The 22,141-nt window shown below is 63.1% G+C and carries 29 protein-coding genes and 1 riboswitch; of the genes, 18 read left to right on the top strand and 11 right to left on the bottom strand.

Annotated elements, in window-relative coordinates; all coding sequences use genetic code 11:
• The first annotated feature begins 35 nt into the window (after positions 1–35).
• Positions 36–722, top strand: coding sequence for an SDR family oxidoreductase (locus INT29_RS03265; RefSeq protein WP_101569913.1), 687 nt, complete (start codon positions 36–38; stop codon positions 720–722).
• Positions 723–755: 33 nt separating this feature from the next.
• On the opposite strand, the gene INT29_RS03260 is transcribed toward INT29_RS03265, so the two are convergent.
• A complete protein-coding gene (locus INT29_RS03260; RefSeq protein WP_101569838.1) occupies positions 756–1,409 on the bottom strand; it encodes a dihydrofolate reductase family protein in 654 nt (217 codons plus the stop codon).
• A gap of 84 nt (positions 1,410–1,493) precedes the next feature.
• Between INT29_RS03260 and INT29_RS03255 the strand changes: the two genes are divergently transcribed.
• A complete protein-coding gene (locus tag INT29_RS03255) occupies positions 1,494–1,997 on the top strand; it encodes a winged helix-turn-helix transcriptional regulator (RefSeq protein ID WP_193070718.1) in 504 nt (167 codons plus the stop codon).
• A gap of 21 nt (positions 1,998–2,018) precedes the next feature.
• On the opposite strand, the gene INT29_RS03250 is transcribed toward INT29_RS03255, so the two are convergent.
• Complete coding sequence (locus tag INT29_RS03250; RefSeq protein WP_319020832.1) at positions 2,019–2,897, bottom strand: sigma-70 family RNA polymerase sigma factor; 879 nt, start codon at positions 2,895–2,897, stop codon at positions 2,019–2,021.
• A gap of 82 nt (positions 2,898–2,979) precedes the next feature.
• On the opposite strand from INT29_RS03250, the gene INT29_RS03245 reads away from it, so the two are divergent.
• From INT29_RS03245 to INT29_RS03235, 3 genes are all read left to right on the top strand, one after another.
• On the top strand, positions 2,980–3,363 hold the full coding sequence (locus INT29_RS03245; RefSeq protein WP_101569841.1) for a DoxX family protein: 384 nt from the start codon (positions 2,980–2,982) through the stop codon (positions 3,361–3,363).
• Between the two features lie 100 nt (positions 3,364–3,463).
• Complete coding sequence (locus INT29_RS03240) at positions 3,464–3,796, top strand: VOC family protein (RefSeq protein ID WP_193070716.1); 333 nt, start codon at positions 3,464–3,466, stop codon at positions 3,794–3,796.
• Positions 3,797–3,815: 19 nt separating this feature from the next.
• Positions 3,816–4,301, top strand: coding sequence for an SRPBCC domain-containing protein (locus tag INT29_RS03235; RefSeq protein ID WP_180958877.1), 486 nt, complete (start codon positions 3,816–3,818; stop codon positions 4,299–4,301).
• Here INT29_RS03235 and INT29_RS03230 read toward each other — a convergent pair.
• Entirely contained in the window at positions 4,230–5,117 is an 888-nt protein-coding gene (locus tag INT29_RS03230) for a carbohydrate kinase family protein (RefSeq protein WP_193070715.1), read from the bottom strand. The two genes, INT29_RS03235 and INT29_RS03230, sit on opposite strands and share 72 nt — an antisense overlap.
• A 120-nt stretch (positions 5,118–5,237) precedes the next feature.
• Here INT29_RS03230 and INT29_RS03225 point away from each other — a divergent pair, with 120 nt between their 5' ends.
• The 5 genes from INT29_RS03225 to INT29_RS03205 are packed head-to-tail and all read left to right on the top strand — an operon-like array spanning position 5,238 to position 10,058.
• Positions 5,238–5,696 (top strand): DUF2695 domain-containing protein, encoded by a 459-nt coding sequence (locus INT29_RS03225; protein ID WP_193070714.1) that lies wholly within the window; start codon positions 5,238–5,240, stop codon positions 5,694–5,696.
• Positions 5,697–5,730: 34 nt separating this feature from the next.
• Complete coding sequence (locus INT29_RS03220; protein WP_193070713.1) at positions 5,731–6,927, top strand: nucleoside hydrolase; 1,197 nt, start codon at positions 5,731–5,733, stop codon at positions 6,925–6,927.
• Positions 6,917–7,771, top strand: a complete 855-nt coding sequence (locus INT29_RS03215; RefSeq protein ID WP_101569847.1) for a histidine kinase — start codon at positions 6,917–6,919, stop codon at positions 7,769–7,771. The genes INT29_RS03220 and INT29_RS03215 overlap by 11 nt, the downstream gene beginning before the upstream one ends.
• On the top strand, positions 7,772–8,587 hold the full coding sequence (locus INT29_RS03210; RefSeq protein ID WP_193070712.1) for an energy-coupling factor transporter transmembrane component T family protein: 816 nt from the start codon (positions 7,772–7,774) through the stop codon (positions 8,585–8,587).
• A 4-nt stretch (positions 8,588–8,591) separates the two neighbouring features.
• Positions 8,592–10,058, top strand: a complete 1,467-nt coding sequence (locus INT29_RS03205; RefSeq protein WP_193070711.1) for an ATP-binding cassette domain-containing protein — start codon at positions 8,592–8,594, stop codon at positions 10,056–10,058.
• 67 nt (positions 10,059–10,125) lie between these two features.
• On the opposite strand, the gene INT29_RS03200 is transcribed toward INT29_RS03205, so the two are convergent.
• Complete coding sequence (locus INT29_RS03200) at positions 10,126–10,416, bottom strand: YrhK family protein (RefSeq protein WP_101569850.1); 291 nt, start codon at positions 10,414–10,416, stop codon at positions 10,126–10,128.
• 152 nt (positions 10,417–10,568) lie between these two features.
• Here INT29_RS03200 and INT29_RS03195 point away from each other — a divergent pair, with 152 nt between their 5' ends.
• The 4 genes from INT29_RS03195 to INT29_RS03180 all read left to right on the top strand — a co-directional run bounded on the left by INT29_RS03195 (position 10,569) and on the right by INT29_RS03180 (position 13,220).
• Positions 10,569–11,357, top strand: coding sequence for a hypothetical protein (locus INT29_RS03195; RefSeq protein ID WP_193070710.1), 789 nt, complete (start codon positions 10,569–10,571; stop codon positions 11,355–11,357).
• Between the two features lie 95 nt (positions 11,358–11,452).
• Complete coding sequence (locus tag INT29_RS03190) at positions 11,453–12,016, top strand: DUF664 domain-containing protein (protein WP_193070709.1); 564 nt, start codon at positions 11,453–11,455, stop codon at positions 12,014–12,016.
• A gap of 53 nt (positions 12,017–12,069) precedes the next feature.
• Entirely contained in the window at positions 12,070–12,531 is a 462-nt protein-coding gene (locus INT29_RS03185) for a VOC family protein (RefSeq protein ID WP_101569852.1), read from the top strand.
• An 80-nt stretch (positions 12,532–12,611) separates the two neighbouring features.
• Entirely contained in the window at positions 12,612–13,220 is a 609-nt protein-coding gene (locus INT29_RS03180; RefSeq protein WP_101569853.1) for a thymidine kinase, read from the top strand.
• Positions 13,221–13,254: 34 nt separating this feature from the next.
• On the opposite strand, the gene INT29_RS03175 is transcribed toward INT29_RS03180, so the two are convergent.
• The gene (locus tag INT29_RS03175; protein ID WP_219618824.1) at positions 13,255–13,899 is read right to left on the bottom strand and encodes a mismatch-specific DNA-glycosylase; all 645 of its coding nucleotides are present in this window, start codon (positions 13,897–13,899) and stop codon (positions 13,255–13,257) included.
• A 70-nt stretch (positions 13,900–13,969) separates the two neighbouring features.
• Here INT29_RS03175 and INT29_RS03170 point away from each other — a divergent pair, with 70 nt between their 5' ends.
• Positions 13,970–14,479: an SRPBCC family protein gene (locus INT29_RS03170; RefSeq protein ID WP_101569854.1), complete on the top strand. Its 510-nt coding sequence runs from the start codon at positions 13,970–13,972 to the stop codon at positions 14,477–14,479.
• On the opposite strand, the gene INT29_RS03165 is transcribed toward INT29_RS03170, so the two are convergent.
• The 4 genes from INT29_RS03165 to thiO form a co-directional block, all read right to left on the bottom strand.
• Positions 14,411–15,631, bottom strand: a complete 1,221-nt coding sequence (locus tag INT29_RS03165) for a ThiF family adenylyltransferase (protein ID WP_193070708.1) — start codon at positions 15,629–15,631, stop codon at positions 14,411–14,413. The two genes, INT29_RS03170 and INT29_RS03165, sit on opposite strands and share 69 nt — an antisense overlap.
• Positions 15,628–16,395 (bottom strand): thiazole synthase, encoded by a 768-nt coding sequence (locus INT29_RS03160; RefSeq protein ID WP_193070707.1) that lies wholly within the window; start codon positions 16,393–16,395, stop codon positions 15,628–15,630. Before INT29_RS03160 ends, INT29_RS03165 begins: the two co-directional genes overlap by 4 nt.
• Before the next feature lies 1 nt (position 16,396).
• Positions 16,397–16,645 carry a sulfur carrier protein ThiS gene (gene thiS / locus INT29_RS03155; RefSeq protein ID WP_193070706.1) on the bottom strand — a complete coding sequence of 83 codons (249 nt, stop codon included), beginning with the start codon at positions 16,643–16,645 and terminating at the stop codon, positions 16,397–16,399.
• Positions 16,642–17,790 carry a glycine oxidase ThiO gene (gene thiO / locus INT29_RS03150; RefSeq protein WP_193070705.1) on the bottom strand — a complete coding sequence of 383 codons (1,149 nt, stop codon included), beginning with the start codon at positions 17,788–17,790 and terminating at the stop codon, positions 16,642–16,644. The genes thiS and thiO overlap by 4 nt, the downstream gene beginning before the upstream one ends.
• Positions 17,781–17,883, bottom strand: a riboswitch (TPP riboswitch). It overlaps the preceding gene by 10 nt.
• Before the next feature lie 23 nt (positions 17,884–17,906).
• Here thiO and thiE point away from each other — a divergent pair.
• Positions 17,907–18,587: a thiamine phosphate synthase gene (gene thiE / locus INT29_RS03145; protein WP_193070794.1), complete on the top strand. Its 681-nt coding sequence runs from the start codon at positions 17,907–17,909 to the stop codon at positions 18,585–18,587.
• 80 nt (positions 18,588–18,667) lie between these two features.
• Positions 18,668–19,606, top strand: coding sequence for a ketopantoate reductase family protein (locus tag INT29_RS03140; protein WP_193070704.1), 939 nt, complete (start codon positions 18,668–18,670; stop codon positions 19,604–19,606).
• Here INT29_RS03140 and INT29_RS03135 read toward each other — a convergent pair.
• Positions 19,560–20,138 (bottom strand): histone deacetylase, encoded by a 579-nt coding sequence (locus INT29_RS03135; RefSeq protein WP_193070703.1) that lies wholly within the window; start codon positions 20,136–20,138, stop codon positions 19,560–19,562. The genes INT29_RS03140 and INT29_RS03135 overlap by 47 nt on opposite strands.
• 5 nt (positions 20,139–20,143) lie before the next feature.
• The gene (locus INT29_RS03130; RefSeq protein WP_101569860.1) at positions 20,144–20,812 is read right to left on the bottom strand and encodes a DedA family protein; all 669 of its coding nucleotides are present in this window, start codon (positions 20,810–20,812) and stop codon (positions 20,144–20,146) included.
• Positions 20,813–20,965: 153 nt separating this feature from the next.
• On the opposite strand from INT29_RS03130, the gene INT29_RS03125 reads away from it, so the two are divergent.
• Positions 20,966–22,114: a sensor histidine kinase gene (locus INT29_RS03125; RefSeq protein ID WP_193070702.1), complete on the top strand. Its 1,149-nt coding sequence runs from the start codon at positions 20,966–20,968 to the stop codon at positions 22,112–22,114.
• Positions 22,115–22,141: the final 27 nt, after the last annotated feature.

Raw genomic sequence — 22,141 nt, 5'->3', positions numbered from 1 at the left:
CAGGAACCACCAGCACACCGACGAAGGAGAGATACATGTCTGATGCAGACCGCGTAGTGATTCTCGGAGGACACGGCAAGATCGCCCTCATGGCCGCACCGAAGCTCAAAGAAGCCGGATACTCGGTGGATTCCGTCATCCGCAACCCGGATCAGACCGCCGATGTGGAGGCCGCGGGCGCGAATGCCGTCGTCCTCGACATCGAGTCGGCAGATACGGACAAACTCGCCGAACTCTTCACCGGGGCAAAGGCGGTTGTGTTCTCCGCCGGTGCCGGTGGTGGTAACCCCGAGCGGACCCGAGCGGTCGACTTCGAAGCAGCCAAGAGATCGATTGACGCAAGCGCGAAGGCTGGAGTCGACCGCTACGTCATCGTGTCCTATGCGACCGCCGGAATCGACCTCGACCGCGTTGACCCGGACAACTCGTTCTACCCCTACGTGGAGGCGAAGCACGGAGCGGACGAACACCTGCGGGCAAGTTCGCTTGACTACACCGTCCTCGGCCCCGGCGGACTCACCCTGGAACCGTCCAAGGGCGCCCTGACGTTGGCCGACGCGTCCGGAGACGTCGAGGGGCAGACGCCCAGCGATGACACGCGGGTCACCTCACGCGAGCTCGTCGCCGACGTCATCACGCACGTCATCTCCCAGAAAGCAGCGGTCCGTGAGACCGTGAACTTCTATGACGGTGACACTCCGATCGCCGAGGCTGTGAAGTAGCAGCGGGCTTCATCGAGCAGAGACCGGGCGGGTTCAGGACGAACCCGCCCGGTCTTTTCTGTTCCACAACTGATGAGTCAGGCCGCTTAAGGAACCGATCGTTTCGATGGTGAAACGGTCTTCGACTCCGCCCAGCCCTTCCCACAGCGAGGTTCCGTGGCCCAGTGTGATCGGAACGATTGCCACACTCATGAAGTCCACGAGGTCTGCGGCGAGGAACTGGCGGATGGTCGAGGGACCACCGCCGATGCGCACGTCGAGACCATTGGCTGCTTCCTTTGCCTGTTTCAGAGCCTGTTCCGCGGTGGCATCGATGAAGTGAAAGCTCGTTCCATTGGGAAAGTGCATTGCCTCATGGGGATGGTGAGTGAGCACGAAGCACGGAGTCTTGAACGGCGGTTCCTCGCCCCACCAGCCGCGCCATCCGTCGTAGGGCCACGGCCCTTCCTGGGGCCCGAACTTCTGGCGTCCCATGATCTCGGCGCCGATGCCCTGCCCCCACATCGCGAAGAGCGCGCGGTCCAAGGTCACAGGTGCATCGATGTCGCCGATGCCCTCGATTCCTTGACCGTCGAACCAGCCGAAGAGCCTTTGCGCATCCCCGATGGGTTTGTCGAACGTAACGTAGTCACCGGCGGAATAGCCGTCGAGTGAAACGAATTGGCTGTGTACTCGAGCACGAAACATGATCACTCCGGTGTGATTGTCAGCGAGAATTGCTCCCAGCGTAGAATGCTGTGATTGTAGAACGCAACCAGTTGGGAGAATGAATTGCGAAGCGAACCGCGATCTGGCTGTGCGATCAATGCTGCGGTCGAGGTCCTGGGTGATTCGTGGAGTCTGATCGTGCTCCGGGACATCGTCTTCGGCGGTCGACGGTATTTCCGTGAACTGCTGACTCTCAACGATGAAGGCATCGCCTCGAACATGTTGGCCGACCGTCTGCGCAAGCTCGTCGATGAAGGCCTGCTCACCCGTGCTGATGCCGCCAGGGGGCAGCGGGTGGCCTATTCCCTCACCGAGGCCGGCATCCAGGTTGTGCCAGTGATGGTCGCCCTCGGGAGCTGGGGAATGAATCATCGCGCCACAACACCGGAATTGACGGTACGGGCTCGCATTCTCGCGGACTCACCCGAGCTGGTCGACGACCTCATGGGAGAACTGAGGGAAATCCACCTCGGAGTGCCGCGAACGAATCCAGACCGACCGAAGGCTTCGGAGCAGCTGCAGGCCGAGTACGACGCGACGCTTGCTAGGACTCATAGCTGTTCATGACATGCCGTGAGCCTCGGATCCTCAGCGGTCCGAAGGGCCGCGCAGGAAGGGTATCTCCATGTGCCCCAGTCGCCTGGGGTCGATGATCGAGACGATATCGACCATTTTGCCCTCGGCAACCGTGCACGACATCAAGCCCAGAGGCTGACCGCCCGTCGTTGAAACGAAGATTCCCGGCTCGCCGTTGACACTGATGCGTCGGGCCTCGATCTTGCCAGGATCGCCGCGCCTGACTGCAGCAAGAACCTCGTTTGCCCCGAGTTCCACGGTGTGTCCGCGCATTGAGCAACGGTGCCAAGTGACGTTCGGATCGAGCACATGCAACAAGGCATCAAAGTCACCATCCCGCGCGGCACTGAGGAATGCGTCGACGACCTCGCGTCTCTCGGTGAGATCGCCCGTAGGTACCGGGACGTCGCGTACTTTGCGCCGGGCCCGACTGGCAGCCATCTTCGCTGCCTCGCTCGAGCGGCCGATGATCGTGGCGATCTCAGAAAAGGGCACGGCGAAGAGGTCGTGGAGGACGAACGCGAATCGTTCCTCGGGCCGCAGGGAATCGAGCACGATCAGCAGGGCCAGTCCAAGGGAATCCGACTGGGTGGCGGCCTCTTCTGGGCCAGGGTGGTCGTCGGTGAGGACGACATCAGCCTCCCAGATATCAAGCGCCGTCTCTCCGCGTGATGTCCGTCTGCGCAGAACGTCGAGGCAGATGCGCCCGACCACCCGAGTCAGCCAACCGCCGAGGTTTTCGATGTCTTCTGCGCCCCGCCTGTCCAGTCGGATCCATGCCTCCTGTACGACATCCTCGGCGTCGGTGCGCGTGCCGAGGATCTGCGTCGCCACTGCGGTGAGGTGGGGTCGCTGCTCTTCGAATTCCGAGCTCGGAAGAAGTTTTCTGATGGCTGTTACCTTTTCGTGCCGCGCTTCGTCATGAAGGTGAAGGCCCGAACGGACCTCCAAACCAGAGAGAGGGAACTTGCTGATGAATATCGTACTGTGGATTCTCACCGGCCTGCTGGCCATCGCGTTCGGGGTCGGTGGGGCCACCCAGCTGATCCTCACCAAGGAGCGCTACCGGTCCCTGGCGAACAGCCAGCACTGGGTCGATGATTTCGGTGCCGCTCACGTCAAAGCCATCGGTACGATCAAGATCATCGGTGTGATCGGTCTGGTGGTTCCACCTCTGATTGGGCTTCTTCCCCTTCTGTCTCCACTTGCTGCCTGCGGTCTCATGTTGGTGATGACGGGAGCGGCAACGACTCGTTTCCGTCGCAGCGAATGGGCGCTGATGGCCGGCGACGTTACGTATCTGCTGGCGTTCGCCTTTCTCGCTTGGGGCCGCTTCTCGTTGGCGCCGTTCGGCTGAATGGCCTCAAATGCTTGTAGAAACCGGGCATCTGTGTTTGCATGGTAGAAGTGATTGCAAAACGCAATTGCCTGCGTTATGCGATCTCGAAGGAGCGATCATGTTCACCGGAGTCATGGCCAACGCCACCGTGAAGGATCCGAAGCGCGCACAGGATTGGTACACAAAGCTGTTCGCCCGAGAACTCGACGCCGCACCGATGAGTGGGTTGCTCGAATGGCACCCGGCACCCGGAGCCGGCGTCCAGATCTGGGCCGAGCCCGATCGAGCCGGACGCTCGAGCATCGTCATCCAGGAGACCAGCCTCGATGCTCTGGCCGATCGACTCAGCGCAGCCGGCATCGATCACGGTGGCCCGCAGTCAGGCGGAGGTCAGCGGATCCTGCAGGTGGGAGACCCTGGCAGCAATCGCATCGTCCTCTCCGGAGAATGAGGTGCCCACGATGCATCCGATGACCGAGACTCTGTATCTGAGCACTGAGATCGTACGTCCCCGCAGGGACGTCTGGGCGGCCTTCGCCGACACCGAGACACGGCAGCAATGGGGAGTTCCCGCAGGCGATGGTCTCGTCTACGATCACGATGATTTCAGAACGGGTGGAAGTGCGCGCTACAGGTGTGGATCCCCGGAGCGACTGGAGTTCTCCGCCGCGATGTCCTATATCCGTGTTGAGGCGGAATCGTATGTGGTCCACACGGATACCGTGTGGTCCGGCGAAGAGGTTCTCGGCACGGCCATGATCACGTGGACCTTCTCCGACGTCCCGGTGGGGACGTGTGTCTCGATCGTCGACCAGGTCGTGTCGTTCGTCGGTCAGGGCATGATCGAGGGCAGCCGAAATGGGCACCGAATCGTGCTCGAGCAGCTAGGTGCCTTCCTCGCTGGCCCAGGGCAGATCGGCTCCGGGCCGAGAGACGGTGACAGCGGCGCGCCGTGAGGCATTCTCACCGAGTTGTCTGAGTTCGCTCTCGCTCATCGCATCAAGCCGTGAACCAGAGTCCTGCAGGTCGTGCACCAGCGAGGACATGAAGCAATCTCCCGCACCTATCGTGTCCGCCACCTTGGCTGTGCGCGCGGGAACGCTCACCCTCGCCGAGGCGGTGGTGATGAAGGATCCCTCCGACCCGCAGGTCAGTGCCACCAGTGAAGCCCCGAGGTGAAGAATCCGCTCAATCTGAGAATCGGGGCTCAGCTCGGGATAGAGCCAATCCGCGTCGACGTCACTGAGCTTGACGACATCCACCCGTGAGGCAATTGACTCGAACCGAGCCAGCGCCTGCTCCTGGTCTCCGATGATGGTGGGTCGGATGTTGGGATCGAAGCACAGGAGCGCCGAGGACTGGCGCCCCCGCTCCAGGAGAGCGTCGACGACCGCGGCACCGGGGGAGAGGAAAGCCGCAATCGAACCGACATGGATCGCCGACCACCTGCCGTCGTCGACCACAGAGGGATCCGGCGCCCAGCGCAGCGCGAAATCATATTCGGCAGAACCATCCGGTGACAGCAGCGCCCTTGCCGTCGAGGTCGAACCGGTAGGGCGCGTGTGCACCTGCACGTTCGACTCCCGCAGATGTGCAAGCAGGAAGCCGCCGTGAAAGTCATCTCCGACATCAGTGAGCAGCTCCACATCGGCACCCAGGCGCCCCAAGCCGAGGGCCACATTCGCCGGCGCTCCGCCGGGGGCATAGCGATCCGGTGCCCCCGCCGAGCTGACGATGTCGATGAGAGCCTCACCGATGACAAGAATGTTCATGGCCTCGATTCTATGCGCACCGCATCGACCACGTGCCTCATCAGCACGAATAGGACAGATTTAGTTCAGAAGTAGGCTTTGGCGTCAGTTTGTGTCAGTGCCGTCTGGAATCGTTGCCGCATGGACAAAGACACCATGGAATCAGAAGTCAGAACCATCGTCGATGCAGCCTCAGCTCGCATCCTCACACCGCGAGAGGGGGAGTGCCTGGTCTGCTACGTCTTCCGCCAGCTCGGTGAATTCGGTTGCGACGGAACACATCGCTTCGCCCAGACATTTCGGGACCGCACCGCACCCAGGGCCACCGCGCTGATGGAACGCCTGGGAAGTATGGGCGCCTGCTGCTGTGACTGCGAAGTATTCAACAACGCCTACACGTTCGCATCACGCCCGTGGATCACCGGTGCCGCGTTCGGTGCGGATATCGGCACCGGGTTCGAATCCGCAGAACCCGTCGACCTACGTGAGGAGTTCGGCATCAATGAGCCGCCCGCGAGGATCTTCTACTTGTGCTGCCAGTTCGTGCGACGGGGCTCGACACAACCGTGCCCGAACTGGGTGCGAATGAGTCGCTGGTGAGAGACAGAGGCGAGTCTCCGGCAGAATAGGGCACATGCCTGCACGCCTGCCGCTGTTCCTCGACTGTGACCCCGGAATCGATGACGCCATCGCCCTCGGCTATCTGCTGTGCCAAGTCGATGTCGACATCATCGGAATCGCAGCTTCAGGCGGCAACGTGTCCACCGCACAGGTGAGTGCCAATGTTCAGAGCTGGCTTGAACTCGCCGGACGGAGGGACATCCCCATCCATCCGGGCAGCAGGTTCCCCTCTGCCTGGCCACCCGCCGATGCCGACCGACGGTCTGCGGCTTCGCCTCGTGCTGAACCCGAGTACGCCGACCTCACCCACGGACCCACCGGGTCCGGATACGCTCAGCTTCCACTGCCGAGCACACCGCTGAGCCCCATCGACGCTGCTCAGGCCTGGGTCGACACGGCACGGTCCCATCCCGGAGAGCTCATCGGAGTCATCATCGGACCTGCCACGAACCTTGCCTTGGCCCTTGCTCTCGAGCCTGAACTGCCCAGCCTGATGAGGCGACTCTTCATCATGGGCGGTGCCTTCAACTATCGCGGAAACACGCTCCCGACCACCGAATGGAACGTCACCTTCGACCCCGAGGCGACGGCGGCCGTCATCGCCTCCTTCGACCAGGCTCACCGCCAGCGTGCTCTGCAGGCACTGCCGGTGATCGCCCCCATCGAAGCCACCGAGGCTCTTGAGATGACTCCCGCGCGGTTGCAGGCAATCCTCGACGGAGCGCGGGCGGCCCATGATGAGGCAACGCCGCCTCGTGACGAGAGGCTGGGGCCCCGTGACGAGACCAGCGAGGTGCTTGTCACAGGAGAGAAATGGAGGGACTGGCTGGCTCAGATGGCCGAAGCTCTGCGCTTCTACTTCGAATTCCACGAATGGGACGGCCTGGGCTACATCGCTCACATCCATGACCCATTCGTCCTCGCCTGCGCCCTCGAATGGGCACGCAGCACCGAGGCCACAGCCACCTCGGCGGGCAGCAGCGAACCGTTAGCGAACGGAACTCGAGGCACACTGCCCTGGGCCACGACGATCTGTGCACCCGTCGACGTCGAACTCACCGGTAAACTCACACGTGGCGAAACCGTCGCCGATTGGCTGGGACGGTGGGGGAAGGGCGTCAACGCTGAGATCATCCGCACGATCGACGCACAGACCTTCCTCGACCACCTCGGCGAGACACTGAGCAAAGGACCCCATCATGACCACTGAATCCAGACAGTCTGGGCAGGGGCCGACGCACACCGTCGGTCCCGCACAAAACCAAAGCACCAAGGGTCACACAATTCCCTTCACACTGACCTTCCTCGGCACCCTCATCATCCTCGGCACCTATATCGCGGTCCTCCTGACCCAACCGGCTAACCTCGGCACTGATCTGGGACACACAACATTGTGGGTCATGCTCGGCTACCTGGCCGGGGGAGTTCTCCTCGCAGCCGGCACCCTGCCGCTCATCCCGCGCAGCATTCTCGCCCTCATCCCCGTCGCCATCGCGGCCAACATCGTCATCGGGCAAGTTGTGGGCAACGTAACCCCGATTCCGCTCTACCTCGACTCCATCGGGACCGTGATGATCGGTGTTCTCGCCGGTCCTGCCGCCGGAGCATTCACCGGCATCATCTCCAACCTCATCTGGGGAGTCACCCTGAGCCCCAGCGTCATCGCATTCAGCTCTGGAGCGGCCTTCATCGGCGCAGCCGCAGGATGGGCGGCACGACTCGGAGCCTTCCGCACCCCCTGGTTCGCCGTCATCACCGGGGCACTGGCAGGAATCCCGGCCGGATTACTCGGGGCACCCGTGGCCGCTTACGTCTTCGGGGGCGGCCTGGGCTCGGGCACCGGTGGTGTTGTGGCCATCCTGCAGGCAGCAGGCCTGGAGATGCTCAACGCGACCATGGCCCAGAGCCTGTTCTCCGACATCATCGACAAGGCACTCATCTTCGCTCTGGCCTACGTCATCGTGCGCACCCTGCCGCGGCGTATCCTCAACCGATACCCGTTCACTGACCATAGTCTTTCGCGCAGTTTCCGTGAGCCGGCGCGGGTCGGCTGAGTGACAGCGACTGTTTCCGACCGTGAACGGCAGACCACACGTCGTTGGCACCCAGCCACTGAGATCATCGTCCTCGCATGCTCTCTGCTGCTCGTCTTCGGCATCCCATCCCCGGTCGTGCCCATCACCATCATCGGTGCCGCGTTCATCGCCGCGGCAGCCTCACCCGCTGTGAGGCTGCACTCATGGACGCTCGGGGTCTGTGTATTGAGCCTGCCGACGCTGCTCGTCCTCAGCGTCGTCCAAGGGCTGTTCTATCCAGGTGCCGAGGTGACCGTGCTGTGGGAGTACGGTCCTGCTCGGCTCACCGTCGAAGGACTGGCAATCGCCGTTCAGATCTGGCTGCGTGTCACCGCCCTCGTGTCCCTGTGCGCATACTTCGGCCTCGGCGCTGACTCTGCCCGCCTGTTCGACGGTCTGCGATTTCTGCGGCTGCCCTCCTCGGTGGCCTATATCTGCGCCTCGGCGATCGGCCTCATTCCACTCATCCGAACGCGCACTCAGCAGATCATTGAGGCTCGGGCCAGTCGCGGGTGGAACGTCAGCAGCTGGATGGTCCGCACACGATTGCTCCCGAGCATCGTCACCGGCCTGTTCACCTCCGTCCTCATCGGGGTCGAGCAGCGCCACGATGTGCTCGTACAGCGCGGCCTTGGAGAATCAATGTCGGTGAGGTCACTGCAGGACCACCACGACGGGCCCGGACAACGGGTCCTGCGCCGTGGTGCACCTATCCTGACCTGTGTCCTCGTCGTGTGCTCCGTGGCAGGTGTTCTGCCACTGCCCACAGCCGACCAACTGATCGGGGGTGATTGAGTCTATGCCGCTCGAACTGATCGGAGCCGGTTTCACCTACCGCCGCGACGCCTTCGCGGCATTGACAGACATCGACCTCCGTCTGGCACGAGGGCAGATGCATGCGATCCTAGGCGCGGTGGGCTCGGGCACCTCCACCCTGGGGCGCCTGATCACCGGCTTGTTGGGCGACTGTGGAACCAGCGTCGGCCGCATCCACCTCGAGGGGACTGCCGTCATGCTCGGCGATGACCCCGAGGCCCAACTGAGCGGAATGACGAGCCTCGTCGGCGATGAGGTCCAACTGTCCGGGCGCTTGCATGGGGACGAAGTCACAACGGTCGAACGGCATGCACGCAACACCTTGAACTCGCTTGACATCGGCGATCTGTGGGGGCGACGCCTCGACACTCTGTCCGGTGGTCAACGGCAGCTCGTGGCCTTGGCCGGGCTGCTGAGTCTCAACCCCTCTCTGCTGGTCCTCGACCAGCCCTCCTTGTCCCTGGACCCGGATACTCGGCAGCGCCTCGCCACAGTGCTGCAGGACTTCTGCTCCGCCGGAGGTACGGTTCTCATCACAGCCCATCAGTTCGACGAGGTGGCTGAAGCCTGCGATCGGCTGAGCATTCTGGATTCAGGTCGGCTGATCACTACCGATACCAGTCTGTCGGCCCAGGAACTTGAACGCTGCGGAATCTGGGACACCCGGTGCCCTGAGCAACATGGGCAGGGACTCTCGGAAAGTGCTCGACCACCGGCTTCGGCACCACTCACACTCTCCGCGCGCGGGCTGAGCGTCATTCGCGACGGTGCCACCGTTGTCAACGACATCGACCTCGACGTCGCAGCCGGCGAGAACGTCACAATCATGGGATCCAACGGGGCAGGGAAGTCCACCCTCCTGCGCAGTCTCGCGGGCCTACTCGGGCCCGGCTCCCGAACATCGGGCATCATCACCGTCGATGACAACGGATCTCCGGTCAGCCTCGGTGAAACGCAGGCGCACGAACGGACACGGCATCTTGCTTGGGTCGGGCAAGACCCCGGCAGTCAGCTCTCGGCCGCGACCGTGTGCGCCGAGCTCATGTACGCTGTCCCCTTGCCCGCGCACCGACGCCGCGACCGGGTTGCGATCCGCGCCCAACGCCAGGAAGCGGTCACCTCAGCGATGGTGAAGACTCAGCTGGGCACGGTGAGCGAGATCCATCCCTATGATCTGAGCATCGACCTCCGCAAGGACCTGGTGATGACATCGGCACTGATCATGAGCCCGCGGATCCTCCTCCTCGACGAACCGACCTTGGGCAGAGACCGTAGGGGAATCGACAGGCTGAACATGTTCATCACGGACTTCCTTCGCCGAGGCGGGTCCGTCCTGGCCACGACCCACGATGGGCGATGGGCGTCAGAGACAGCGGATCGCGTCCTGATTCTGGACGATGGTCGTCTCTGTGAGGGCCGAGGTGGCGGGGTAGTCCCATCGGCAGGATGAGCGGACCGGTTCCGTCCGCACCTGGCACCTGCCCCACTCGACGGCCGGGGTGCGTGGGCCGGGCGACTCAGAAGTCGTAAGTGGCGTCCGTAGTCGGGGTTTCAGGTCCGCGGATCTTCTGCAGGTGCACATGTCTGATCAGGCGGATGACCGGTCGGATGAGCATCTCAAGGCTGCCGAGGACGAAGAGGCAGGTTCCTGTGAATACCCATCTGTCGGAGAAGAACATGAAACTGCCGATGAGGAACCAAATGCCGATGAGGACATCGTTGACGATGCTCAGCACCTGATACCGCTGGCGGATGACGAGTTCGTCATGGCCGATGTGAATCGTCAGATTGCGGTCGCCATCGGTCATATAGTCCTCCTGGGTTGAACGTGTGTGGGACCACGGTGTTGCTGAGAGATCGCGGCTCGTCCCCGACTCGATGCTAGCCCCGAGAATGCTCAACGACCATATCTGACGCCGACTATCTCGGCCATGTCAGTGCCGCGTCGTAGCGTGAGGTCATGGATAAGAACGTGAATTCGTTTGATGCACTGTACGCCGAAGTCGGCAGCCACAGGTCCGTGATGCCATGGGACGAGCTGCTGGGTTTCGTCCGCAGATTTCCGCATATCGCGGCGTTCAATGCGGCCCTCATCGCACAACAGAATGCCGGAGCGATCTTCGTCGAAACAGAGCACGCCTGGCAGCAGAAATACGGCCGGCTGCTGAAAGACGAAGCTGTGGCGCTGATCGTCCTTCACCCTTTCGCGCCGGTGCGCTTCGTCTATGACGTCGAAGACACACACGGGCCTCCCGTCCCTGACTCCGCGGTCAACCCGTTCAAAGCAGTGGGGGCACCGACGTGGGACGGGCACCGTCTCGTCATGGATGTCCTTCACCGAAAGGGCCTGGCTCTCGCGCGTCTGCCGAAGACTCAGAGCCCGACCGTGATGTTGGCGCATGTGCTCGATGAGCTGGCTCGGGTCTACGCCGGACACCGCGGAGCATTCCCCAAGCTGGGAATCACAGCAAGCAACACCGATATCGACGGACGACAGGCACGCTTCGAAGCCGAATGCGTCACCTGGCTGATCGCCGGACGACTCGGTCTGAAAACGGCGGCAACGGGCTCATTGAAGGGCTATCTCAAACACGGCGAACTGCTGCCCCCACTGTCCAGAGACCGCGTTCTCCATGTGGTCAATGCCATTGAGAAGCTCTTCGGTGGTGCACTGAATTTCGGTCAGACAGTCCGCGAGGATGTGCCAAGTTTGTTTCCGCTGACAAAACAGTGGTCGCACTCGTCATAGCCGACGTCGTGCGGTTACGAACTCTTCGCGGCAACCCGGAGACAAATTTCTGCAGAACCCTGGTCACCGGGGCGCTGGGCGAGCAGAATGCCTATATGTCCACAACCCCGAACAGACGGACCCAGGCCACCGTCTACCCCGATATGTGGGTTGACCCCGACGATGATCCACGCAATACAGACGGCACGAGTCCCGACGGCGAGGCCGAGACTCAGCTCGAGTTCATCCACGACTACCGCTTCACCCTGCGCATGAAATGCGAGGGAGTCGAGGCTGAGCAGCTGGCCACGTGGTCGGTCCCACCCTCGACGATGTTGCTTTTGGGCCTGCTCAGACACATGGCCGAGGTTGAACGAGACTGGTGCAACTGGATCACAGACGACGGCCAGAGGCCCTCACTTTATGGTGGACTCGATGCGGCATTCGAAACATCAAGGGCCGATGCCGACATGCTGGCGAAGAACTGGGCGGCAGATCTCGAAGCCGGACAGGCATTCACCGATGCTGAGATGGCCAAGCATAAGGATCTGGGCGCCCGCATCGGACAGTCGCAGATAGCGGTGAGGGAGCTCCAGATCCACCGATTCGAGGAGTACGCCAGACACTGCGGGCATGCGGACCTGCTGTGTGAATGCATCGACGGTCGAACCGGGCAGTGACACCACTGCAAGAGCAGGTAGCCTTGGTTGAACTATCTCAATGAGGAGACACGATGAGCCGAGCAGTTCAGATCACATTCGATTGTCGCGACCCGGTCAAGCAGGCCACATTCTGGGCAGATGTCCTCGGGTATGTCATACCCGGTCCGCCGGGAGTCAGGCTTGATGCCGGTGACGATCCTTTTGCCGCATGGCAGAACTTCATCGAGGAACGCGGCATCGAGATGAAGCCGGAGGACTACCGCGCCGCGATCGAGGACCCGCAGGGACGCGGGCCACGGGTGTTCTTCCAGATCGTTCCCGAGGGCAAAACCGTCAAGAACAGAGTCCATCTCGATGTGCGTGCGGCTCCCGGTCTGCAGAACCCCGAGCGGATGGATGCGCTGGAATCGGAGAGTCAGCGCCTGCAAAGCCTAGGGGCACAGCGTCTGGAGAGGGTTGATCCCAGCCCGCCGATGGAGTCTGGATTCATCGTCATGGCCGATCCTGAGGGCAACGAGTTCTGCCTGGACTGACCAAATCGGTCCTATGGCTCATTTCGGTTCAGTGAACCATTTCGGTCGACAGCATCGCGGCGTAGGCTGTCGACATGCCCATGATTCCCGTTGCTTCGCCGCGGTCGGCAGGACGCCTCGACGTCATTGCCGGCCCCATGTTCTCAGGCAAGTCCGAGGAGCTCATGCGCCGGGTCCGGCGGGCGAAGATCGCTGGGGTCAAGGTGCTTGTCCTCAGCCACTCTCTCGATACCCGTTCCGATCTCTCGGCGATCACCTCACACGATGGGATCAATATTCCCGCCGTGCCTGTTGGTGATGTCGAGTCCCTTGCCGAGGTCGCCCGTGCCGATGACTTTGATCTGGTGGCCATCGATGAGGCTCAGTTCTTCGGCCCTGACCTGGTGCCGACCGTGTTCGAACTGGTGGAACGTGGTGCCACAGTCATCGTCGAAGGCCTGTGCGTGACATTCGACGGTGGACCCTTTGAACCGATGCCGACTTTCATGGCGGTGGCCGAGGATGTTCTCAAACTGACGGCCGTGTGCACGATCTGCGGCAGGGATGCCGTGTTCCACCAACGTGTGGGTACGCCTGGCTTCATCGCCGAAGATTCAGAACCCCGTGCCACGGATATCGACGCCAGCCACATCGGCGGTCTCGAATCCTATGTCGCACGCTGTCGGGAACATTTCGCGCCACCGCGCTAGAAACGCACGCTCACGGCCGCATCAGGTCAGGAGCTCAGTCCTCGATGCTCTCCCACACTCCACGCCAGATCCGCGCCAAGTCCGGAACCTGGTAGTGGGCATTGAGTCCGCTGGGCTGGGGCACGACATGCAGCGCGATGTCTTCAGGCCACCCCTCGATGAGGGACGTGTCCTGTGGCCCCAGGTGGGCCGTGGGCTGTGAATATCCGATCCGGAATGAGGTGATCCCAGCGACCGCAACGGCTCGGGGGCGGATTTCATCGAGGCGGTGAACAAGCCTGGCCGCACCGTCTCGCAGTTCCTGCCTGTCCAGCTCATCCGCCCGGGCAGTGGCCCGTCCGACGAGGTTGGTGATGCCGATGCCGCGGGCCAGCAGCTGAGCCTCGTCTTCTACAGCGAGTCCCAGGGAAGCATCGACGAGGTGATCAGTCAGACCTGCCTGATGCAGAGACGGCCAGAAGCGGTTGCCCGGTCGAGCGAAGGGCGCATTGACTGCGGCCGTCCACAGACCAGGATTGATTCCGACGATGAGCATCGACAGTTCACCCGGATGTTTGGGCAGAACATCATCGATGGCGTCGGGACTGTCATTGGCGAACTCAGCGAGGTCGTCCTTCGTCGGCTTTCGTCCACCTAAGGGCGAGGGCCGACGGGAGCTGATGAAACTTTCCTCATTCACGCATTCCACACTACCGTCGAGTCAGAACGGTTGAGTCGGCGCCCGCCGACTCACAATAATCGGGAGACCCATGACCCATGCACACGAGCAACATACTCATCGGCACGTGCAATCGTATGCCGGAGAGTCAGCGCCCTTCCACTTTGAGAACCAGTGGAGGGTCAATGCCTCTGTGGCCGATGTGTGGTCCGTGCTCTCCGATATTGAGTCGTGGCCGCAATGGTGGCCGGGCCTGCCAGTGGCGGTGCCCGTCGATGAGGGGACCGCATCCGGAAGCCGTGCCGACATCCAGGTCAACAGTCCGATCGGTGTGACATTGAGCTTCGGCATCGAACTTAAGGACACCGACCCGCCGAACTTCGTGAAGTTCTTCGCCAGCGGTGACCTGAGAGGGATCGGGGAGTGGACGTTGGAGCAGATGGGCCCGATCACAACGATCAGCTCCGTGTGGTGTGTCACGACTCGGCGCATGCCCATTCGCCTGCTGCGTCCCGTGGCAAAGAGGATGCACTCACATGTGATGAGCGCCGGGCGCCATGGTCTGGTCCGTCGACTGAACCGTCTCCTGCCCCGAGGCTGACCAGGCATCGATGCCGCCAGCCAGAGACCGCAGGCGCACGGAACCCGGTGCCGAATCATGGAGGAGCTGCACGGCTTGGCCGGAGCGAGCCCCTGACTTGCAATGGATGACGATGTCGACTGGCCGGTGGCCAGCGATTGTCTCCACCGCACTCCACCCCTCGATCTGCAGCATGCCCAGCGGCAGGTGAACGGAGCCGGGGATGGCCGCGATCTGCCGCTCCCAGTCAGCACGCACATCGATGAGAAGAACACCCGAGGAGTGAGCCCGGTATTCGTCGACGCTGATCTCCTCCGCCCGGTCCGGATCCCGACCATCGGGTCCCGGACGGGCAGCAGCGCAGGCAACGGCCACCTCGGCTAGGTCGGTGACCGGCGGACGATCAGGATCCGGTGAGAACCGAAGTGTGGAGTAATCGGACTCCAGAGCGTCATAGCGCAGAAGGCGCCCGATCAGCGGTGTGCCGATTCCGCAGATGAGTTTCACGGCCTCCGTGGCCATGGCCGAACCGACGGTGCCGCACAGGACCCCGAGCACACCGCCCTCGGCACAGTTGGGCACGGAGTCGGCCTCGGGGATGTCTGGAAACAGGTCACGCAGCATCGGCCCCTGCCCGGGGACGAAGGTGCTGACCTGCCCCGAGAAGCGAAAGATCGTGCCCCATATCAGCGGTGTGCCGGTGAGCTCGGCGGCATCATTGGACAGGTATCGGGTCGCAAAATTGTCTGCACCGTCGAGGACCAGGTCGTGGGAGGAGAAGAGCTCGAGAGCATTCTCAGGACGCAGCCGCTCACACATCGTGTGGACCACAAGTTCCGGATCAAGACGCAGCAGGGCATCACGGGCGGAAGCGACCTTGGCTCGCCCGATATCGGCATCGCGGTGAAGGACCTGACGCTGCAGATTCGAGGCTTCGACCACATCGTCATCGATGACCGTGATCGACCCGATCCCGGCCGCGGCCAGGTAATGCAGGATAGGTGCCCCCAGTCCACCCGCACCGATGACCAGCGCCGAAGCGGCCCGAAGCCTCCGCTGTCCCAGCACACTGATTCCCGGCAGGCTCAGATGCCTGGCGTAGCGGTCGAGTTCCCGTGGGCTCAGACAATCGACCGGTTCGACGAGTGGGCCCGGATTGCTCGCCACGCTCATGCCGGGGTCACCATCCCGTCGAATGTCGACGAGGCGAAGGCCAATGGTCGTTTCGGGATGCGACCGGCATGAGCGGCGAGGAGCCCGGACTCCACAGCCAGGGACATCGCTCGCGCCATGGCGGTGGCATCGTGGGCCCGGGTGACGGCTGAGGCCAGGAGGACGGCGGTGCAGCCGAGCTCCATCGCCAAAGCAGCATCGGAGGCGGTGCCGATCCCAGCGTCGAGGATCACGGGCACCTGGGCACGGCTGACGATCGTCTCGATGTTGTGGGGGTTGAGGATACCCAGCCCGCTGCCGATCGGAGCCCCAGCAGGCATGACCACGGCCACCCCAGCATCCTCGAGCCGCTTGGCCAAGGCTGGATCGTCGTTCGTATAGGCAAAGACCGTGAAGCCATCGAGAACTAGTTCCTCCGCGGCACGGAACAGTTCCACCGGATCGGGCAGCAGAGTCTCCTCATCGGCGATGACCTCAAGCTTCACCCAGTTCGTCTCGAGCGCCTCCCGAGCCAACTGGGCCGTCAGCACAGCATCCCGGGCGGTATAGCATCCGGCAGTGTTGGGCAGGATGCGAATACCCAGGCTCTGCAGCAAGGCGAACACCGAGTCGCGGGCTTGTCCGTCATAGCGGCGCAGAGCCACGGTCGTCAGCTCGGTGCCCGACGCGTCCAGGGCCTGTTCGAGGATGCTCAGCGAACTGGCGCCACCGGTGCCCATGACGAGTCGGGAGTTCAGAGTCACGTCGTCAACGCTCCAGGTCATGTCAGCCTCCCTGTACCGCGGTGACGATGTCGACTCCATGGCCCTCGCGCAGAGTGAAGTCCGACCACTGTCCGCGCCGGATGACTTCACCGTCGACGGCGACGGCGATGCCCAGGCGGCTGCCGTCGACGGGAATGCCCTCGGCGGTGAGTTCCTTGTCGACGATGCTGGAGACGAGGTCTCTAGCGGTGGTAGGTCCGGCGAGTGCATGGCGCTCGCCGTTGAGCGTGATAGTGATCGTGTCGGTCATGGATGACTCCCTGCTGGTTGCCGGATGGTGGTTGATGAGTGAAAGCGTTCTGGTCCCACTGCGGTCAGTACCCCGGGAGGCCCAGACTGGGGTGCGCGCTCACACACGAGGTCGGCGCTGAGTTCGGCACCCAGTGGGGCGAGGAGGATCCCGTGGCGGAAGAACCCGGTGGAGATGACACAGCCGGGGTCGATGCGTCCGATGATCGGCACATCATCGGGTGAGCCCGGCCGGGCGCGGGTGGTGATATCGGTGATCTCGGCCTCGAGGATGGCCGGGGCGAGGCGTTCGGCATCTCGGAGCAGCTGGTGGACGCCACCGGCGTTGGTCCCTGACCGCCCGTCCTCACGGCTCGTGGCCCCGAGGACGAGTTCACCGTCGAGACGAGGCACGATGTAGACGGGGCGGGCCTTGACCAGACCACGGATCGTGCGAGTCAGCAGCGGGGCCAGGGCCTGAGGCGCACGGAGCCTGATCACCTCACCCCACACCTGGCGCAGCGGCAGTGGGGGAACGCCCGAGATGTCATTGCAAGCGCTGCCCGCGGCCACGACGACCTGATCGGCGCGCAGCCTCGTCCCATCCTCGAGTTCCACTCCGAGTGTCTGGCCGGCTTCGGTGATCAGGGCGTCGACGCGGACACGAACGATATCGTCACGCAGCACCGCGAGCAGTGCACCGGTAACGCGTCGGGGATCGATCGAATGATCTCCGGGGATCATCACCGCACCACATACCCCCGGTGCCAGGGACGGTTCCAGCTCGCGGGCCCGGGATCCGGTGATGAGGGAGACGTCGAATCCGGCGGTGGTCTGCAGATCGACGAGTTCACGCAGGGAGGCGAGATCGGCGCGGTCACCGGCACAGACGAACGTCTCGGCGCTCGAATACCCCAGCTCATGACCCGAGGCTGCAGCGAGATCGGCGGCGAAACCTGGGTAGAGGTCTGCTGAGGCACGCATGAGCGGATATAGGGGAGACTGACCCCACACCACCTCGGCGGCCGGGGCCAACATTCCGGCCGCAGCATGGGAGGCACCCATGGCGGGATCCGGATCGACGATGGTCACGCCAACGCCGCGACAACGCAGCTTCCAGGCAGTGGACAAGCCGATGATTCCGGCTCCCACAATGACGACGTGCACGTGCTTCTCCCTCCGGCGGCATGACCCGCATCAGGTTGAACGGTCGGCACAAAGCCCTCTCAGCCTCTTTATGAGGCTCCCGCGAACTCCTCTACTCTAGGAGCATGGTCGCAGATATGACAATGGACGCCGCAGTCCGAGACACAGACAAGATCGCAGACAGAGCCGCACGACTGGAGCGACTTCGCGAAGCCAGCCTCTATGTCTGCACCGATTCCCGCAGCGCCCAGGGGGACCTCCCCGAATTCCTCGACACCGCCTATGCCGGTGGTGTCGACATCATCCAACTGCGCGACAAAGGCCTCGAGGCACGCGCCGAGATCGCAGCACTCGAAGTGCTCAGGGAGGCAGCCCACCGTCACGGGAAACTGTTCTCCGTCAATGACCGTGCGGATGTGGCTCTCCTCGTGGGAGCCGATGTCTTCCACGTCGGGCAAGGGGACCTCACCAGCGAACAGGCCCGCGCGGTCCTCGGCCCGGATGTGATCCTGGGGCGATCGACCCATTCGATCACGCATGCCGAGGCCGCCGAGGCGGACCCCGAGATCGACTATTTCTGTCTGGGCCCCGTATGGGAGACCCCAACCAAACCCGGCAGACCCGCCATCGGCACTGACCCCCTGCGTGCGCTCGCCTCCATCGCCACCAAACCCTGGTTCGCGATCGGCGGGATCTCGGCAGGCCAGCGCCTCGACGAGGTTAAAGCTGCAGGTGCGCGGCGCGCCGTCGTCGTGCGTGCGGTGACCGCGGCAGACGACCCTGCGGCCGCAGCCGCGGAACTCAAGCAGGCACTGTGAAACCCAGCCGGTTGAGGCCAGCACTGTGAGGGCCAGCAGGGAGAAGGCCAGCAGTATGAAAACGAAGGAATCCAACTGACATGGGAGAACACGCAGTGAAGATACTCATCGCCGGAGCCGGCGCGACCGGTGGAGCATTCGGCACCCGCCTGTTCGAAGCAGACCGCGACGTGACACTCCTGGTCCGCGCCGCGCGGGCAGAGACGATACGCGCCGATGGGCTGCGCTTCGTCGCCCCCGGAGAAGACCGGACGAATCACATTCCCGTCCTCACTGCGGCAGAACTCGCCGCAGACGGCACCGACCAGGCCCCCTTCGACCTGGTGATCGTCGCAGTCAAGGCCAACGGCCTGGAACCGATCCTCAACGACATCAGGCCCGCCGTCGGCGAGCACACGATGATCATTCCGTTCCTCAACGGCATGGCTCAGATCGACCGGCTGGTCGAGGAGTTCCCCGGACAGGTGCTGGGCGGTCTGGTCAAGATCGTCGGGACGATCAAGGACGGAGCCATCCACCAGATGACAGATCTGGCCGTCATGACTATCGGCGACCTCGACGGGGGAGTCGTTCCGGAGACCATTGCCCAGGCGCTTGACGTTCCCGGCTACAAACTGCAGATCCTGGACGACATAACATCCGCGCTATGGGAGAAATGGATCTTCATCGCAGCAGCGGGAGTCGTCACCTGCCTGTTCCGAGCCCCGGTCGGAGCGATCATGGCCGCTGGTGGCCAGGCCCACATCGTGAGGATCGTTGATGAACTCGAGGCCGTGGCGGCCGCGGGCGGACACCCTGTTTCGGCCAAGGCGAGGGACATGACACTGTCTATGCTCACCGCCGAAGGGTCGGCGTTCACCTCATCGCTCTACCGTGACGTGACCTCGGGTCTGCCCAGTGAAACCGAGCACATCCTCGGACACCTCGCGAGCACGGCGGCTGGCCTCGGTGTCCCGACGCCCCTGCTCGACCTCACACTTGTGCAGTTGCGAGCTGGGGCATCTCTGCGACAGCACTGACCTCTTCGGCGCCGAGGCGCAGCATCGTCACGTACGGGTCATTGGGGATGGTGTGGGGGACCGCATCAGATCCGTGCGGGGCGGTGAACGTCACCATCGGGATCGCATCTCTGCGGTCGAGGACCAGAAGTGTCTCGTACTTGCCCGGCCCCACCGAGCGGGCGGAGCCGACGGGAAGTTCGGAGGCCAGCGTCTCCAGCGGATTGGCCGCCGAGGGTATCCGATTCATCTCCTGATCGGCGACATCGGCGAACTGTTCGGCGGTGATGAGATAGGCCTTGGCCGGGGTGGGTCCCGGTGCGTGGTGGTCGTAGAAGGCCATTCCTCCACCGCCCCACACGGTGGAGCTGCCGGCGAAGTAGATGGATCCGGGAAGTTCGATGCCCATCTCCGCCAACGGCGGATCGGTGTTCCTCGCGCCGGGATAGGTGACGAAGGCACCTGGGGGACGGCCGCCCTGCAGGTAACAGGCGAGCCTGTCACGATGCATGTTCGACCCATAACTGACATACCACACGAGTGCTTGAGACATCCCTTTCATGATGCCACGTCGACGGCTGGGACTGTCCAATCTGTCGCGCCTCGGTGTGCCGTCCGAACGTCGTCTGCTCGGGCTTTCCTCCTGGCCAGGAGTCTGCGCGTGAGTTCGGCTACACCGGTGATTGTCAGAGCGATGCCGACGCCCAATCCCACTCCGAGCAGCGGCTGGTCTTCGAAGAGCACACCACCGAGGAGACCGATGCCCGTGGAATACAGGGCCCAGGCCAGGCACCCTACGGCGTCGAAGGCGAGGAACCGGGTGCGCGGATACTTCAGGATCCCGGAGGTGAGGGTTGTCGCTGTGCGCCCGCCGGGAACGAAGCGTCCCGCGATGAGGGCGGCACCGCCTCGGCGGGCGAAGATGTCTTCGGTGTGCTCAACCATTCGCGAGGCCCGCGGCGAGCGGGTCCACCGATGCACCAGCGAGCCGCCTCCGCGCCCCACAAGATGGGCGGCGAAGTCGCCGATGAGGGCACCGATGGCCGCTGCCAGGAGAAGTCCCACGGGGGTCGGCGTGCCGGCCGCGGCATAGGCTGCAGCGGTGATGAGGACCGTCTCGGAGGGGACGATGGGGACCAGGGAGTCGAGGCCGGCGGTGACGAAGATGAGGAGATAGACCCATGGGGATTGGAGCGTAGCGGTGAGGATGTCGAGAGCAAGGTCCATACCCACTTACGCTATGGACGGGGAGGTGAGATCGGAACGTGGCAAGGAGCAGTCTCTTGTGCAGGTGTCCGGACGAGGATATGCGGAAAACCGGAAGCGGAGATTGCGGTCGGTCCCATGGGAGTGGCCGTCTGGCGTTGCTACGATCAACCTATGCCCTGGCCGACATCGCTGACTGCGCGAATTCCCCGAGAGTCCCGCATGTTCGCCACCCGTTGGGTCGCCTCGGTCTTCGGCATCCTATGGGGCGTGGTTCTGTGTCTTCCGCTTCTGCTCGCCGCCGTCCCAGCACCGACGTCGCGTTTGAGTCGCAGGGTCCTCGGCTGGGAAAGAAGCCGACAGGATAGGTGCTTCGGCATCGTCATGGGCGAGGCTCCGAGCAAGCGCGGTTTCTTCGTCTTCAATGGTGTGGTTGCTGGCCTCATCGCCATGCCCGTGTTCAATCTGCTGACCGGTTTCCTGCTCGTCACGATCGGCTCCCTCATCCAGGGACTGTTCATCGGTGGCAGCATCACCATCGGCTTCGACTTCTGGACCATCAGTCAGCCGACATTGTTCGTCGGGGTGCTCTACGGAGCCGCGAATCTCATCGGGGTCATCGTCCTCGCCGAGCTCGCGAATTGGCTGCATGGGACAATCGACTCCCGATATTCGGCGGTCAGCCGCCCCAACGCACCACACACTCGCATCACCCAGCTCCTCATGACCCGCCACGGTGTGGTCATGGCCATAGACGAGGAGCGTCGACGCATCGAACGTGACCTCCACGACGGGGTGCAGCAGAACGTTGTCTCCCTATCCGTGCTCATCGCCCGGGCCCAACGAGCCAAAGACCAGGACAAGGTCAGCGCTCTCCTCGATGATGCCCTCGTCCAGTCCCAGGACCTCATCGATGAGATGCGCGAGGTCGCTTGGCGTGTCTATCCCACGGCCTTGGACGAACACGGCCTGGGCACCGTTCTCAACCGGGTCGCCGATCATTGCCCGATCCCGGTCACCCTCACCGCTGTCCCGTCCCAACGGGCGCCCCAGGCCTGCGAATCGGCCGCGTATTTCGTCGTCCGTGAGGCTGTGACCAATGTCGTCAAACACGCAAATGCCTCGCACATTCGCATCAGCGTGATCGTTGACGGGCAGATGTTGATCGCCGAGGTGGTCGATGACGGATGCGGGGGAGCAGATCCTGCCGGTGGCGGGCTGAAGGGCCTGTCACGTCGAGTCGGAGCCTTGGACGGGACGATGACGATTGAAAGCCTCGAGAATGTCGGAACCACTGTGAAAGCGGAGATCCCCTATGCCTGAAGCCGAAATGCCTGAATCCGCTGATGA

The organism is Brevibacterium sp. FME37 (assembly GCF_014897485.1).
Classification (GTDB): Bacteria; Actinomycetota; Actinomycetes; order Actinomycetales; family Brevibacteriaceae; genus Brevibacterium.
The sequence above is the reverse complement of the archived record's forward strand: the minus strand, read 5'-3'. Positions and strand labels throughout refer to the sequence as shown.